Source organism: Leisingera aquimarina DSM 24565 (genome assembly GCF_000473165.1).
GTDB lineage: Bacteria > Pseudomonadota > Alphaproteobacteria > Rhodobacterales > Rhodobacteraceae > Leisingera > Leisingera aquimarina.
Window position 1 is genome coordinate 1,527,074 of sequence record NZ_KI421504.1, and the last position, 14,446, is coordinate 1,541,519.

At 63.0% G+C, this 14,446-nt stretch carries 14 protein-coding genes; 7 read left to right on the forward strand and 7 right to left on the reverse strand.

Annotation, left to right across the window (positions count from 1 at the left end):
• Positions 1 to 266: 266 nt before the first annotated feature.
• The 6 genes from AQUI_RS0111620 to AQUI_RS0111645 all read left to right on the forward strand — a co-directional run bounded on the left by AQUI_RS0111620 (position 267) and on the right by AQUI_RS0111645 (position 5,292).
• Positions 267 to 1,145, forward strand: coding sequence for an RNA polymerase factor sigma-32 (locus AQUI_RS0111620; protein ID WP_027257673.1), 879 nt, complete (start codon positions 267 to 269; stop codon positions 1,143 to 1,145).
• A complete protein-coding gene (locus AQUI_RS0111625; protein WP_027257674.1) occupies positions 1,142 to 1,978 on the forward strand; it encodes a ChaN family lipoprotein in 837 nt (278 codons plus the stop codon). The genes AQUI_RS0111620 and AQUI_RS0111625 overlap by 4 nt, the downstream gene beginning before the upstream one ends.
• Before the next feature lie 211 nt (positions 1,979 to 2,189).
• Positions 2,190 to 3,386: a bifunctional phosphopantothenoylcysteine decarboxylase/phosphopantothenate--cysteine ligase CoaBC gene (coaBC, locus tag AQUI_RS0111630; protein WP_027257675.1), complete on the forward strand. Its 1,197-nt coding sequence runs from the start codon at positions 2,190 to 2,192 to the stop codon at positions 3,384 to 3,386.
• Positions 3,387 to 3,424: 38 nt separating this feature from the next.
• Positions 3,425 to 3,880 (forward strand): dUTP diphosphatase, encoded by a 456-nt coding sequence (gene dut / locus AQUI_RS0111635; RefSeq protein WP_027257676.1) that lies wholly within the window; start codon positions 3,425 to 3,427, stop codon positions 3,878 to 3,880.
• Positions 3,880 to 4,929 (forward strand): HesA/MoeB/ThiF family protein, encoded by a 1,050-nt coding sequence (locus AQUI_RS0111640; protein ID WP_027257677.1) that lies wholly within the window; start codon positions 3,880 to 3,882, stop codon positions 4,927 to 4,929. Before dut ends, AQUI_RS0111640 begins: the two co-directional genes overlap by 1 nt.
• 12 nt (positions 4,930 to 4,941) lie before the next feature.
• Positions 4,942 to 5,292, forward strand: a complete 351-nt coding sequence (locus AQUI_RS0111645) for a hypothetical protein (protein ID WP_027257678.1) — start codon at positions 4,942 to 4,944, stop codon at positions 5,290 to 5,292.
• Positions 5,293 to 5,310: 18 nt separating this feature from the next.
• Here the strand turns inward: AQUI_RS0111645 and AQUI_RS30695 are convergent, their stop codons facing one another.
• On the reverse strand, positions 5,311 to 5,544 hold the full coding sequence (locus tag AQUI_RS30695; RefSeq protein WP_156916810.1) for a hypothetical protein: 234 nt from the start codon (positions 5,542 to 5,544) through the stop codon (positions 5,311 to 5,313).
• Between the two features lie 105 nt (positions 5,545 to 5,649).
• Here AQUI_RS30695 and AQUI_RS0111655 point away from each other — a divergent pair, with 105 nt between their 5' ends.
• The gene (locus tag AQUI_RS0111655; RefSeq protein WP_027257679.1) at positions 5,650 to 7,665 is read left to right on the forward strand and encodes a M3 family metallopeptidase; all 2,016 of its coding nucleotides are present in this window, start codon (positions 5,650 to 5,652) and stop codon (positions 7,663 to 7,665) included.
• 127 nt (positions 7,666 to 7,792) lie between these two features.
• Here AQUI_RS0111655 and AQUI_RS0111660 read toward each other — a convergent pair whose 3' ends face one another.
• From AQUI_RS0111660 to AQUI_RS0111685, 6 genes are all read right to left on the reverse strand, one after another.
• Complete coding sequence (locus AQUI_RS0111660; protein ID WP_027257680.1) at positions 7,793 to 8,725, reverse strand: 2-hydroxyacid dehydrogenase; 933 nt, start codon at positions 8,723 to 8,725, stop codon at positions 7,793 to 7,795.
• 16 nt (positions 8,726 to 8,741) lie between these two features.
• Positions 8,742 to 9,893 (reverse strand): rod shape-determining protein RodA, encoded by a 1,152-nt coding sequence (gene rodA, locus AQUI_RS0111665; protein WP_027257681.1) that lies wholly within the window; start codon positions 9,891 to 9,893, stop codon positions 8,742 to 8,744.
• Positions 9,890 to 11,836, reverse strand: coding sequence for a penicillin-binding protein 2 (gene mrdA, locus AQUI_RS0111670; protein ID WP_027257682.1), 1,947 nt, complete (start codon positions 11,834 to 11,836; stop codon positions 9,890 to 9,892). Before mrdA ends, rodA begins: the two co-directional genes overlap by 4 nt.
• The gene (locus AQUI_RS0111675) at positions 11,833 to 12,372 is read right to left on the reverse strand and encodes a hypothetical protein (RefSeq protein ID WP_027257683.1); all 540 of its coding nucleotides are present in this window, start codon (positions 12,370 to 12,372) and stop codon (positions 11,833 to 11,835) included. The genes mrdA and AQUI_RS0111675 overlap by 4 nt, the downstream gene beginning before the upstream one ends.
• A complete protein-coding gene (gene mreC, locus AQUI_RS0111680) occupies positions 12,365 to 13,306 on the reverse strand; it encodes a rod shape-determining protein MreC (protein ID WP_027257684.1) in 942 nt (313 codons plus the stop codon). The genes AQUI_RS0111675 and mreC overlap by 8 nt, the downstream gene beginning before the upstream one ends.
• A 65-nt stretch (positions 13,307 to 13,371) precedes the next feature.
• The gene (locus AQUI_RS0111685; RefSeq protein WP_027257685.1) at positions 13,372 to 14,418 is read right to left on the reverse strand and encodes a rod shape-determining protein; all 1,047 of its coding nucleotides are present in this window, start codon (positions 14,416 to 14,418) and stop codon (positions 13,372 to 13,374) included.
• Between the last annotated feature and the right edge of the window lie 28 nt (positions 14,419 to 14,446).

The window sequence follows — 14,446 nt, forward strand, 5'->3', positions numbered from 1 at the left end:
GTAAGAACGAAGCCGTTCCTGTGGGTAAACGCAGGGCCCGGTTAAGACAAGAGACCGCAGTATCCCGGGTTCCACTTATTAAGGCCGGGAAAGTCTGCACAGGGGCCAAAAAACCATTTTGCTTTTCCATTGTTTGGCCCGTGGATGTGCCAAGAGTCGTATCCAGTGCAGTGATATTGCCGACCTTTAGAAGACCCGGGCTCAACTTTGTTCTATGCGCGTCTCCAAGGCGGCAGTTTGTTAATTAGTTTCCGGGGGGAAATAAAATGGCACTAGATTCCACATTCGAAAACCCATTGCCGCGGCAGGCAATGAAGGCAGAGCTTTTGGATGCCGAAACTGAACGGCGTCTGGCCTACGCGTGGCGCGATGACCGCGATGTGAAGTCGCTGCACCGGCTCATCAATGCGTATATGCGCCTGGCGATTTCCATGGCGGCCAAGTTCAAGCGGTACGGGGCGCCGATGAACGATCTGATCCAGGAGGCGGGCCTGGGCCTGATGAAGGCGGCCGACAAATTCGATCCGGATCGGGGGGTGCGCTTCTCGACCTATGCGGTCTGGTGGATCAAGGCATCGATCCAGGACTACGTCATGCGCAACTGGTCGATGGTGCGCACAGGCTCTACCTCGTCGCAGAAATCGCTGTTTTTCAACATGCGCCGGGTGCAGGCGCAGCTGGAGCGCGAGGCGCGTGCCTCGGGCGCGCGGCTGGACCGGCATCAGCTGCATCAGAAGATTGCGACTGAAATCGGGGTGCCGTTGCGCGATGTTGAGATGATGGAGGGGCGCCTGTCCGGTGCCGACTTTTCGCTCAACGCGGTGCAGTCCACCGATGAAGAGGGCCGCGAATGGATCGACGCTCTGGAAGATGACACGTCTCAGGCCGATGAACTGGTTCAAGAGCGGCACGACCGCCGCCAGCTGCGCAAATGGCTGGTGGGGGCGCTGCAGGCGCTGAATGACCGTGAGCGCTTCATCATCACTGAACGCAAGCTGCGCGAACGCCCGCGCACTTTGGAAAGCCTGGGCACCGAACTGGGTCTTTCCAAGGAACGGGTCCGCCAGCTGGAGGCCGGGGCGTTCCAGAAAATGCGCAAATGCCTTGAAGGCCAGTCGCGCGAGGTGCACAGATTGCTTTCATGAGAAAGCAGATCAATTTTCTGAAAGTAATGCTAAGCGCCGCCTGTCTGGCGGCGCTTAGCCTGTCTGGCGTCCGAGCGGATGAAGTGTCCGCGGCTGCCCGGCTGCTGAGCGGCGCTGATGTTGTGATTCTCGGCGAGGTGCATGACAATCCAGTGCATCATCAGCGGCAGGCAATTCTGCTGGCAAAGCTGCAGCCTAGGGCGGTGGTCTGGGAGATGATCACTGCGGAGCAAGCAGCCGCACTGGATCCTGAAACGCTGGCGAACGCTAGGCTGACGGCCCGGCAACTGGATTGGCAGAATTCCGGCTGGCCGGACTTCAGCCTTTATGCGCCGGTGTTTGCAGCTGCTGCCGATGCCCGCCAGTATGGTGCACAGGTGCCGCGGGCAGAGGCTGCGGAAGCTTGGGAACGCGGCGTGGCTGCCTTTTTCCGGGCTGAAGATGCGGCCCGCTTTGGCCTTGATCAGCCGCTACCGGAGGTAGAACAGGCCGAGCGCGAGGCGGACCAGCAGACGAATCACTGTAATGCGATGCCGGTTGAGATGCTGCCTGTCCTGGTGGACTTCCAACGCCTGCGGGACGCCGCCCTGGCAAAAGCCGCGGATACCGCGCTTGCGGAAACCGGTGGTCCGGTGGCTGTGATCACCGGCAATGGCCATGCTCGCACCGACCGCGGGCTGGCGGTCTACTTGGCCAAGGCCCGTCCAGCGGTGCAGATCCGCAGCTTGGGCCAGTCCGAGGGCGGGCAGATCAGCGGGACATTTGATCTGCTGCTTGACGCGGGCGCGGCCGTCCGTCCGGATCCCTGCCTGGCCTTCCAAAGCGGCGGCTAAAAATCATCGGGGGCTAAGCACCGGTCTGTTTGGAAACGGTACCGCGCCGTGCGCAGCACGGCGCCCTGCCCAACGCTGCCGGGGCCGCGGGTCCGTGCCGCGCGGGGGCGGGAGCCTTTGTTTTGGCTTTGGCCGTCTCACGCTCGGAAAACCGTTTCACACTTTCGCCGCAGCGCAGTAAGGTCGCGGGAAACGGGACAAGGGCGGACAAATGCTGGCTGGCAGACATATTCTTCTGATAATCAGCGGCGGCATCGCGGCCTATAAGTCGCTGGAGTTGATCCGCCGTTTGCAGGACAAGGGCGCGCGCGTGACCCCGGTTCTGACCAAGTCCGGCGCGGAATTTGTAACGCCCCTGTCGGTCTCGGCCCTTGCCGGAACCCCTGTGCATCAGGAGCTGTTCGACCTGACGTCCGAGGCCGAGATGGGCCACATCCAGCTATCGCGCAGCGCCGACCTCTTGGTGGTGGCACCGGTCACTGCGGATCTGATGGCCAAGATGGCGCAGGGTCTGGCAAACGATCTTGCCTCGACCCTGCTGCTGGCCACCGATACGCCGGTGATGCTGGCGCCTGCCATGAATGTGCGGATGTGGGAGCATCCGGCAACACAGCGCAACATCGCGATCCTGAAGGAGGATGGGGTGTCTTTCGTGGGTCCGAATGACGGCAGCATGGCCTGCGGTGAATTCGGCCCGGGCCGGATGGCGGAACCGGATGAGATCCTGACTGCGATCACCGCCAAGCTTTCGGATGGGCCATTGAAAGGCAAACGCATCCTAGTGACCTCCGGCCCGACGCATGAGCCGATTGATCCGGTGCGCTATATCGCCAACCGCTCCTCCGGGGCGCAAGGGGCAGCGGTGGCCCGTGCTCTGCGCGATTCTGGCGCGGAAGTGGTGTTTATCACGGGCCCGGCAGCGGTGCGCCCGCCTGAGGGCGTGCAGGTTGTGGCGGTTGAAAGCGCCCGCGAGATGGAAGCCGCGGTGCAGGCGGCGCTGCCCGCCGATGCCGGGATCTTTGCCGCCGCGGTGGCGGACTGGCGGGTCGCCAGCGCCTCGGACCGCAAACTCAAGAAGTCCAAGGACGGGCTGCCGGTGCTGGAATTTGCAGAAAACCCTGACATTCTGAAAGCAGTTGCACGGATGACAAAGGACCGTCCCAAACTGGTGGTTGGATTTGCTGCTGAGACCAACGATGTGGTGGAAAACGCCACCGCGAAGCGCAAGCGCAAGGGCTGCGATTGGATCGTTGCAAATGATGTCTCTCCCGCAACCGGCATCATGGGCGGCAGCGAAAACGCCGTGGTTCTGATCTCTGATGACGGCGCCGAGGAGTGGCCGCGGATGGGCAAGGATGACGTCGCCCGCAAGCTGGCTGCGCGGATCGCTGTGGCGCTGGCCGGGTGAATTTGAGTACTTGAACAAAGATGAAGCAGGGGGCGGGGATGGTAACAATCCGTGTGATCCACGACGAAGGCGCGGACCGGGATGTGCCGCTGCCCGCATATGAGACGGCTGGCGCTGCGGGGGCGGACCTTCGTGCCAATCTGCCGGATCGGGGTAAGCTGACGCTTGAACCGGGGGCGCGGGCACTGGTGCCGACCGGGCTGCGCATCGAAATTCCTGCAGGCTACGAAGTGCAGATCCGTCCGCGCTCGGGTCTGGCTCTGAAGCACGGGATCACTCTGCCCAACACGCCCGGTACAATCGACTGTGACTACCGCGGGCCGCTGGGGGTAATTCTCTTGAATGCGGGGCAGGCGCCCTTTGAAATCCGCCATGGCGAACGCATCGCGCAGATGGTTGCAGCGCCAGTGCTGCAAGCCCGGTTTGAGATTGCGGAGACGCTCTCCGGCACCACCCGCGGCGACGGCGGCTTTGGTTCCACTGGGCGCGGCTGATGCTGCGCATTCTGATCCTGGCGGCGCTGATCTGGTGGGGCGGGCGGTTCTTTGGCCTGCCGCGCAATCTGCGTTTTGGTTTGCTGGCAGTACTGTTTGCGGCTGTGCTGGCAGTGCAGTTGACCCTGCCGGACGGGCACGCATTGCGGGAAGGCACCGGGGGTTCGGCAGCGCCTTGGCTTCTCTTGGGCGGTTTTGCCATTGTGGCTGGCTTCTATGCGCGTATCGTGGCTGGCCTGAAGACCCGTGCCCAGCCTCAGGAAACGAAGATGAGCCAGCCTGCCAGCACCTTCACCGAAAGCGAGCTTAACCGCTATGCCCGTCATATTGTCCTGCGGGAACTGGGCGGGCCGGGACAGAAGAAGCTGAAGCAGGCCAAGGTGCTGATGATTGGTGCTGGCGGCCTTGGTGCGCCTGCGCTGCAATATCTGGCGGCCGCGGGGGTGGGCACCATCGGGGTGATCGACGACGATTTGGTCGACAATGCCAACCTGCAGCGCCAGGTGATCCATCGGGATGCAGACATCGGCAAGCCCAAGGTGTTTTCGGCTCAGGCCGCGATGCAGGCACAGAACCCTTACATCGAGGTGCGTCCTTACAACCGCCGCCTGACGGAGGAGGTCGCGGAGGAACTGTTCGCGGAGTATGATCTGATCCTGGACGGCACCGACAATTTCGAAACCCGTTATCTGGCCAACCGTACCGCAGTGGCGCTGCGCAAGCCGCTGATCTCTGGCGCGCTGTCGCAATGGGAAGGACAGCTGAGCGTCTTTCACCCGGCCCAAGGCGGACCCTGCTATCAGTGTATTTTCCCCGAGGCGCCTGCGCCCGGGCTTGCCCCAAGTTGCTCAGAGGCCGGGGTGATCGGTCCGCTGCCCGGTGTTGTCGGGTCAATGATGGCGGTGGAGGCGGTCAAGAAGATCACTGGTGCCGGTGCGGTTCTGCAAGGTGAGATGCTAATCTATGACGGGCTTTATGGCGAAACCCGCAAGATCCGCATGGCCAGGCAGCCGGATTGCCCGGTCTGCGGCAGCGCCGGACACTCCTGACGGGACCTCCCTGTGAACGAAGCCTATTTCATTTCGCTGCTCTGCGGCGCCTTGTTCGGGGGCCAGCCGGAGAGAGTGCATCAGTTCACCTATCCCGGCGGTGCGGCGTCGATCCGCACAGATTGCGAGAATAGTAACCGGGTCATCGAATTCGGTCTCGACAAGCGTAGCAGCCTGGACAGCATCCAGCAGGCGTTGTTCGCGGCAGAGATCACCGGCAAGGAGCCGGTGGTGGTTCTTATCGATACCGATAGCCGAATGGTCCGTTTCGAGTGGCGCATCGCCCGGGCGGCCAATATCGCGGATGTGCCGATCCGCATCGTACCAGCGGCGCTGACCAAAGGCGATGGCGCGGGCGGCTGACCCGCCTGCGCCACAAGGTCAGAGCACCCGGTCCAGATCGGTAATCAGATCTTCGGCGTCTTCCAGACCGGCGGACAGGCGGAATGAAGTCTCCATCAGCTCTGCCGCCTCCATCCAGAACGCCAGAGAACGGTGGCCCCCGGCGACTCCGCATGTTGCATGACCTGCAGCTGGCCGATCATCTACTGCGCCACGGCCTGCCCTGCGGCAGGCCACCGCCTGGAATACAATCATGCCGGATGTATTCGACATCTGCGCCTGCACTAGGTCCCGCTGCGGGTGCGAGTCGAGGCGTTGCAAGCCTAATTGCAGCTCCACGGCTTTCCCGTTAGCGTTCCCAGCAAAGGAGATCCGTATATGCCCAATCCGCTTCTGTCCCGCTGGGACACGCCGTTTGAAATTGCCCCGTTCAACAACATCTCTGACGACGATTTTGCCCCTGCGCTGGAGCAGGCTCTTGCGGCGCACTCCGCACAGATCGACACCATCGCAAACAACAGCGAGGCGCCTGGTTTTGCGAATGTGGTCGAGGCGCTGGAAACCCCTTGCCGTGAGTTGGAGCAGGTGCTGGGCGTGTTCTTTGCTGTGGCAGGCGCCGACAGCAACCCCAAGCGCGAAGAGCTGCAGCGGGCGTTCTCGCCCAAACTGGCCGCGCATTTCTCGGCGATCACCGCCAACAAGGCCCTGTATGCACGGGTCAAGGCGGTCTGGGATCAACGCGAGGCGCTGGATCTGACGCAGGAGCAGCAGCGCGTCCTGATGCTGACCCACCGCGGTTTTGTCCGTGGCGGCGCAGCACTGGAAGGCGGAGCCGATAATCGGATGCAAGAGATCAAAGGACGGCTGGCCACTCTTGGCACAGAGTTCACCCAGAACCTGCTGGCGGATGAGCGGGACTGGTTCATGGAGCTGTCCGAAGACGATCTGGAAGGCTTGCCGGAATTCGTGATCAGTGCCGCCCGTGCCGCCGGCAAAGAAATGGGCAAAGACGGTCCGGTGGTGACCCTGTCGCGTTCTTTGATAACGCCGTTCCTGCAATTCTCCCCGCGACGGGATCTGCGCGAGAAAGCCTTTAACGCCTGGGCCGCCCGCGGTGCGGGTGGCGGAAGGACAGACAACCGGGCCATCGCAGCGGAAACTCTGCAGCTGCGCGAGGAGCGCGCGCAGCTATTGGGTTATGAAAATTTTGCGGCCTACAAGCTGGAAACAGAAATGGCCAAGACGCCGGACGCGGTGCGCGGGCTGCTGATGGATGTTTGGGGTCCGGCCAAGTCCCGCGCAGAGGCCGACGCAAAGGTGCTGACCGCGATGATGCAGGCGGACGGCATCAATGGCGATCTGGAGCCCTGGGACTGGCGCTACTACGCCGCAAAGCGCCGCAAGGCCGAGCATGACCTGGATGAGGCGGCGTTGAAACCTTACCTGCAGCTTGACCGGATGATCGAAGCCAGCTTCGTCTGCGCAAACCGCCTGTTCGGGTTGGAGTTTGCACCGCTGGATGTACCGCTCTACCACCCGGATTGCCGCGCCTGGGAAGTGACCCGCAACGGCGAACATATCGCGGTCTTCATTGGCGACTATTTTGCCCGCGGCTCGAAACGCTCCGGCGCCTGGTGCTCGGCAATGCGGCAGCAGGCCAGGTTCCCCGAGGTGCAGGCGCCGGTGGTGATCAACGTCTGCAACTTCGCCAAAGGCGACCCGGCGCTGCTGTCCTGGGATGATGCCCGCACCCTGTTCCACGAGTTCGGCCACGCGTTGCATCAGATGCTGTCGGATGTGACCTATGAGAGCATCTCTGGCACCTCGGTCGCGCGCGATTTTGTGGAACTGCCCAGCCAGCTTTATGAACACTGGCTGGAAGTGCCGGAGGTGCTGCAGGAGTATGCTACCCACGCGGAAACCGGCGAACCAATGCCGCAGGAGATGCTGGAGAAGGTGCTGGGCGCATCCAATTTCGACATGGGCTTCCAGACGGTGGAATATGTGGCCTCGGCACTGGTGGATCTTGCGTTCCACGATGGCGCGGCGCCGACCGATCCGATGGCGAAACAGGCCGAAATGCTCGAAACCATCGGCATGCCCCGTGCCATCACCATGCGCCACGCCACCCCGCATTTCGCTCATGTCTTTGCCGGCGACGGCTATTCCTCCGGCTATTACAGCTACATGTGGTCTGAAGTGATGGACGCTGATGCTTTTGCAGCCTTTGAAGAAGCGGGCGGCGCCTTTGATGCGGAACGCGCCAAAGCACTGGAAGAGCACATCCTCTCAACTGGCGGATCTGTCGATCCGGCAGACCTCTACACCGCCTTCCGCGGCCGCTTGCCAGGGGTGGAGGCGCTGCTGAAAGGCCGCGGGCTGGCTGCGGAATAACAGGCGTTCCGTTGGGCGCGGCATTGGAATTGGGTATATAAGACCAGAAAGAAGCAGAAGGGCCTTTGGCTTCTTTCTGGTCGTCAATACCTTGGGGTGAGCGCCGCAGGCGCGAGGGGCAACGCCCCTAGTACCCGAGACTGCGGTCCACCAGATGCAGCAGCGGCTCGCCCGCCTCATTGCGGCGGATGTTTTCAGCGATCACCTCGGCAGCGGTGCTTTCCCGGGTTTCCGATGCGATATGCGGCGTCACTGTCACATTCGGATGAGCCCAATAGGGATGCTCCGGCGGCAGCGGCTCGACACGGAACACATCCAATGTCGCATGCCCGATCTGGCCGCTGCCGAGTGCTGCCAGCAAGGCGTCATCATCTATCAGCGGTCCGCGGCCCGGGTTGATGATCTTTGCCCCCTTGGGCAGCATGGCCAGGGTCTCTGCATTCAGCGTGTTTTCGGTGGCGGGGGTGTCCGGCAACAGCAGGATCACGATTTCCGCCTGCGCCAGCGCCGCCTTCAGCCCGTCCGCTCCGGCATGGCAGGTGACGCCGTTGATTTCCTTTTGGCTCCGGCTCCAGCCTGAAACCTGGAACCCGAGCGCAGCCAGCGCCTTGGCCGAAGCCGTTCCCAGCGCCCCCAGGCCCAGCACCGTCACGCAGCGGTCCCTGGCCAATGGCGGCGCCAGCGGCTCCCAGTGGCCGTTCTGCCCGTGGATATGCGCATCCATTCCCAAGTGATAGCGCAGAGTGTGGCCAACCACCCATTCGGTCATGCCTTGTTCCAGCCCGCTATCCACCATCCGCGTGAGGGGCACGGCGGCAGGCACGACGGGCACGACCTTTTCCACACCTGCCCAAAGGCTCAGCACGGCCTTTACGCGATCAAAACGGGTGAAGCCGCTGATGGGTCCGTTGGGCGCAAAGATGATGTAATCCACCTCTTCCGGAGCGAAATCATTGCGCAGTTCGGCATCCAGATTCAAACGGGCGAATTCCGCGTTCAGCAGCGGCTCGTAAGCGGGCCAGGCATCGGTGCGGCCGGCAAACAGGACATTGGCGGTCATGGAAACTCCCTGATCTTCAGCGCGAGGAATGGCGCGGGCGGTGGATATGGGCGCTTTGCACAATGCCGAAGGCCCCGAGCAGCACAAGCATTGCCGAGCCGCCGTATGAGACCATCGGCAGCGGCACGCCGACCACTGGTGCCAGCCCCATCACCATCGACATGTTGACGGCAAAGAACAGGAAAAAGGTGATGGCAATGCCCAGGATTACCAGCGAAGAAAACCGGTCTTTGGCGGCAATCGCCGAGGCAATGCAGAACAGGATGATCAGCATGTAAATGAACAGCAGGGTAACGCCGCCGATGAAGCCGAACTCCTCCGCCAGGGTGGTAAATATAAAGTCGGTGTGTTTTTCCGGCAGGAAGTTCAGCCGCGATTGCGTGCCCTGCATGAAGCCCCGTCCGGACCAGCCGCCGGATCCCAGCGCAATCTGCGACTGGGTGATGTGATAACCCGCGCCTAAGGGATCCTGCGAGGGGTCCATAAATGTGTCGATGCGGCGGAACTGGTAGTCCTTCAACAACTGCCAGTCGGTGCCGCGGCTTTGGAACACCGCGCTGACCAGCCCCACGCCAGCAGCAATTACCGCCACGAAATAAGCCCAATGCACGCCCGCAAGGAACATCACCCCGCCGCCTGCGGCCATCAGCAGGATCGAGGTGCCAAGATCCGGCTGTTTCAGCACCAGCGCCGTTGGCAGCAGGATCAGGAACACCGGCAGCAGCACCCACAAGGGCCGCGAGGTCTTCTCGGCAGGCAGCCAGTCATAATAGGCCGCCAGCAGCATCACCAAGGCGATCTTGGTCACTTCGGAAGGCTGCAAGCGCATGAAGCCTATGTCGATCCAGCGCTGCGCACCCATGCCCACGGTGCCGAACAGTTCCACCGCGACCAGCAGTGCCAGAGAGCCGAGGTAGGCCAGCACCGAGACATTGCGCCAGAACCAGATCGGGATCATCGCCACCACAAACATGACACCCAGGCCCAGGGCAAAGCGTTTGACCTGCGGTTCGACCCAGGGGCTGAATGAGCCGCCGGCCACGGAATAGAGCATCAGGAAGCCGACGCTGGAGACCGTGATCAGCAGCAGGGTCAGCCCCCAGTTCAAATACAGTATTTTGCGCAGGCCGGAGGGGGTCGACTTGGCATGATACTCAAGATAGCTCATGCCTTGCTGCTCCTGCTGCCCAGGGGGCGCTTGACGCGTTCGCGCTCCAGCCGTTCCTGCTGCGCCTTGATGCGGCTGCGGTCCCCTTTGGGGTAGGCCTCCAGCGGCGGGGTGCCATCGTAAAGCGCCTGCAGCAGCACGTCGCGGGCAATCGGCGCCGCCGCCCTGGAGCCGCCGCCGCCATGTTCAACCACCACAGCCACCGCGTATTTCGGTTTGTCATAGGGGGCGAAACAGACGTACAGCGCGTGGTCGCGCCGGTCCCAGGGCAGATCCTCGTTGCGGATCACCCCCGCGGCCCGTTCGGCGGCGGTGATGTTACGCACCTGGCTGGTGCCGCTTTTGCCGGCCATCCGTATGTTATCAGCGATGATGCGGGAGCGGTAGCCGGTGCCCCGGCGGTCGTTGCTGACCGAATACATGCCGCGCCGCACCATGCGCAGGCTGTTTTCGCTGACATCCAAAGGGTCGCCCGCGCCGCTGGGCAGTTCCACCCCGTCGAGCGACTTCAGCAGCCGCGGCGTGACACTGCGCCCGGTGGCGATCCGTGCGGTCATCACCGCCAGCTGCAACGGCGAGGCGAGCGTGAAGCCCTGGCCGATCGAGGAGTTCGCGGTGTCGCCGATCAGCCAGTCCTTGCCATAAGAGCGGGCTTTCCATTCCTTGGTCGGGGTGATCCCCTGGGCGACCGCCGACATTGGCAGGTCATGCTTGATACCGAGGCCGAATTTGTTGGCCATGGCTGAGATATTGTCGATCCCGGTCTTGATCGCCACGTCGTAGTAATAGACATCGCAGGACCGTTTCAGCGAGGTGTTGAGGTCCACATGCCCGTGGCCCGCCCGCTTCCAGCAGTGGAACCGGCGGCCGGCAACCTTCAGATAGCCCGGGCACCACACGGTTTCCTCTGGCCCGATCACGCCCTGTTCCAGCGCTGCCAGTGCGGTGATCATCTTGAATGTAGAGCCGGGCGGGTAGGTGCCCTGCACGGTTTTGTTGGAAAGCGGGCGGTAGTTGTCTTCGGTCAGCATCCGGTAGTCAGCGACTGAGATACCGCGCACGAACAGATTGGGGTCAAAACTGGGCGAGGAGCAGATCGCGCGGATATCGCCGTCTTCGCAGTCAATCACCACGGCGGCGGCGCTTTCGCGGCCCAGCCGCGCCTGGACGTAATTCTGCAGCTCCGCGTCGGTGGTCAGCTGCATATCAGCGCCGGAAATACCCTCGCGCCGGTCCAGCTCGCGCATCACTCGGCCGGTGGCATTGACCTCAACCCGCTTGGCGCCTGCCTTGCCGCGCAGCACGTCCTCGCGTTTGGCCTCGAACCCGACCTTGCCGATCTGGAAGCGCGGGATCAGCAGCACGGGTTCAGGATCTTCCATCTTGCTCAGGTCATAATCAGAAACCGGGCCGACATAGCCCACCACATGGGCAAAATCGCCCAACTGCGGATAGACCCGGGTCAGGCCCACCTCTGGTGTGACGCCAGGCAGGGCTGGCGCGTTCACCGCCACCTTGGAAATATCCTCCCAGCCGATCCGGTCGGCCAGCGTGATCGGCAGGAACGGCGGCGAGCGGCGCATTTCGGTGCGGGCGCGTTCCAGGTCTTCCGGGTCCAGCGGCAGCAGGCTCGACAGCTTGTCGATCACCGCCTCGACGTCGCCGGCGTCCTCGGGCACCACAGTAATCCGGTAGGACGGCGAGTTCTGCGCAATGATCAGCCCGTTGCGGTCAAATATCTGCCCGCGGGCGGGCGGCAGCAGGCGGATGTTGATCCGGTTTTCCTCTGCCAGCAGGCGGAACTCATCCGCTTGATCCACTTGCAGAAAGCGCATCCTTGCTGCCAGCCCGCCGGCAAAGGCCAGCTGCAGACCGCCCAGCAGCAGTGCCCGCCGGGTCATCTTGCCATGAGAGGCGTCCAGTTCCTTGGAATTGCGTTTCATCGGCGGCTCATCAGAGTTTCGGCCTCGGAAGGGGACAATTTGCGCACACCCAGAATAGCCTGGCTGACCCAAACTGCCAGCGGATAGGCGGCGATGGTCATCACAATCTGGATCACGGTCAGGCTAAGCGGCGCTTGCTCCACGCCAAACATTACAAGAACCAGCCGGTTCAATGCGGCAATCCCGATCAGGGTCACGCCGGCTGCCAGCCACTCGCTGGCGAATGTGCTTTCCCGGTGCGGGGCCGCACGCGCCTTCAGGAACTCGCGGGCCAGCACCGTCAGCAAGGCCAGCAATCCAGGCGGGCGCTGAAACAGCAGATCGGCCAGCAGCATGACCAGCGCAATCGACAGCGCAGGCACAAAATCGGGGCGGCGCATCGACCAGACCATCGCCATCAGCAGCAGGAAATCCGGCGGCGCCCAGAACCGCGGTTCAGTGTCCAACGGCAGCAGATGAAAAAACATGATCAGCAGCGCCAGCGCGGGAAAGGCTGCGCGCATAGTCCAGATCCGGGCGGGCGAGGTATTAGCCATTGCCGGCCTCAGCAGTGCCCTCAACGCTGCCGTCTCCCAGCCCTTCGGGCCGCGGCTGCGGAACCGGATCCCCCGGGGCGGCGCCCACCAGCCCGCCGGGATCCTGGATCACCTCTGTGCCGTGGTGGCGCAGCACCCGCAGAAACTCCAACCGGCTGTAATCCGCGGACAGCCGCACCCGCATCCGGCCCGAGCGGTCCTTGGCCACCTGGCCGATCAGCAGGCCCGCCGGAAACACTGATCCATCGCCGGAGGAGATCACCCGGTCGCCGGGCCGCACGAGATCAGGGTTTTCCAGAAAACTCAGTACTGGTGCGGCGCTGTTGTCACCGGTGACCAGCGAGGTCTGTCCGGAAGGTTGAATGGTTGCCGGAACGGCGCTGGCGGCATCGGTCAGCAGAATCACGCGTGCAGTGTCGCGCCCGGTGCCGGAAATCCGGCCCACCAGCCCGATCCCGTCCATCGCTGCCCAGCCGTCATGCACCCCGTCGCGGCTGCCCACATTCAGCAGCACAGACTGCCGGAAGGGGGAGCCGCTGTCGGCCATCACCACCCCGGTGATATAGGTGAGCTGCGGGTCCAGCCGCACGTTGTTGAAATCCAGCAGCCGGGCGTTTTCCTGTTCCAGCTGCAGCGCCGCCTCCTTCCAGGCCCGCATCTGCCGCAGCTCGCTGCGCAGTTCGCGGTTCTGTTCTGCCAGCCGCTGATAGCTTTGGAAATCGCGCACCAGGTTGACTGCGGCAGTGACTGGCACCATGGCCCAGTCCATGCTGGGCACCACCTTGTCCGCCACCTGGGCGCGGAACCGTTCCACTCTTGGGCTGTCGATCCGCCAGACGATGAACACTGCAGCCAAGCACAGGCACAGCACTGCTGTCAGCAGACGCCGCAGCGGGGTTGCATACTCGTCGCGCTGTGACTTGTCCTTTGCCACGTCTCTCCTTCCAGCCGCCCCTCCAGCACCCTGTCAGCTGGCGCCGTTCCGGCGGTCAGGGGCGTTTAGCTGTCGTAGTCGATGGCGTGGGCCAGCTGCTTTTCATATTCCAGCGCCTTGCCGGTGCCCAGCGCCACGCAGTTGAGGCTTTCGTCGGCAATCGACACAGCGAGGCCGGTCTGTTCGCGCAGGGCCAGGTCCAAATCCCCCAACAGCGCGCCGCCGCCGGTCAGCATCACGCCGCGGTCAACGATGTCGGCTGCCAGATCCGGCGGTGTGGTTTCCAGCGCGGTCATTACCGCCTCGCAGATCTGCTGCACCGGTTCGGCCAGCGCCTCGGCCACTTGGGCCTGGGAAATCTCGATTTCCTTTGGCACGCCATTCAGCAGGTCGCGGCCGCGGATCTGCATCGACTGGCCGCGGCCGTCATCGGGCATCCGGGCGGTGCCGATGGAGGTTTTGATGCGTTCAGCGGTGGCTTCACCTACCAGCAGGTTCTGCTGGCGGCGCAGGTAGCTGATGATCGCCTCGTCCATCCGGTCGCCGCCAACCCGGACCGAGCGCGCGTAAACGATATCGCCCAGCGACAGAACCGCCACCTCTGTGGTGCCGCCGCCGATATCGACAACCATGTTGCCGGTCGGGTCGGTGATCGGCATCCCGGCGCCGATGGCCGCGGCAATAGGCTCGGCAATCAGCCCGGCACGGCGCGCGCCTGCGGACAGAACCGACTGGCGGATCGCGCGTTTTTCAACCGGGGTGGCGCCATGCGGCACGCAGACGATGATCTTGGGCTTGGAAAAAGTCGACCGCTTATGCACCTTGCGGATAAAGTGCTTGATCATTTCTTCGGCGGTGTCGAAATCGGCAATCACGCCTTCGCGCATCGGCCGGATCGCTTCGATTGAGCCGGGGGTGCGGCCCAGCATCAGTTTGGCGTCTTCACCCACAGCCAGCACTTTCTTGACGCCGTCCTTGACGTGATAGGCCACCACGGACGGTTCGGAAAGGATGACACCGCGGCCCTTGACGTAAACCAGCGTGTTCGCAGTGCCGAGGTCGATGGCCATGTCCGAAGAGAACAGGCCGCCCAAGTTTCCGAAAAGCGCCATATAGAAGGGATCCTGTGAGTGCTGCCAT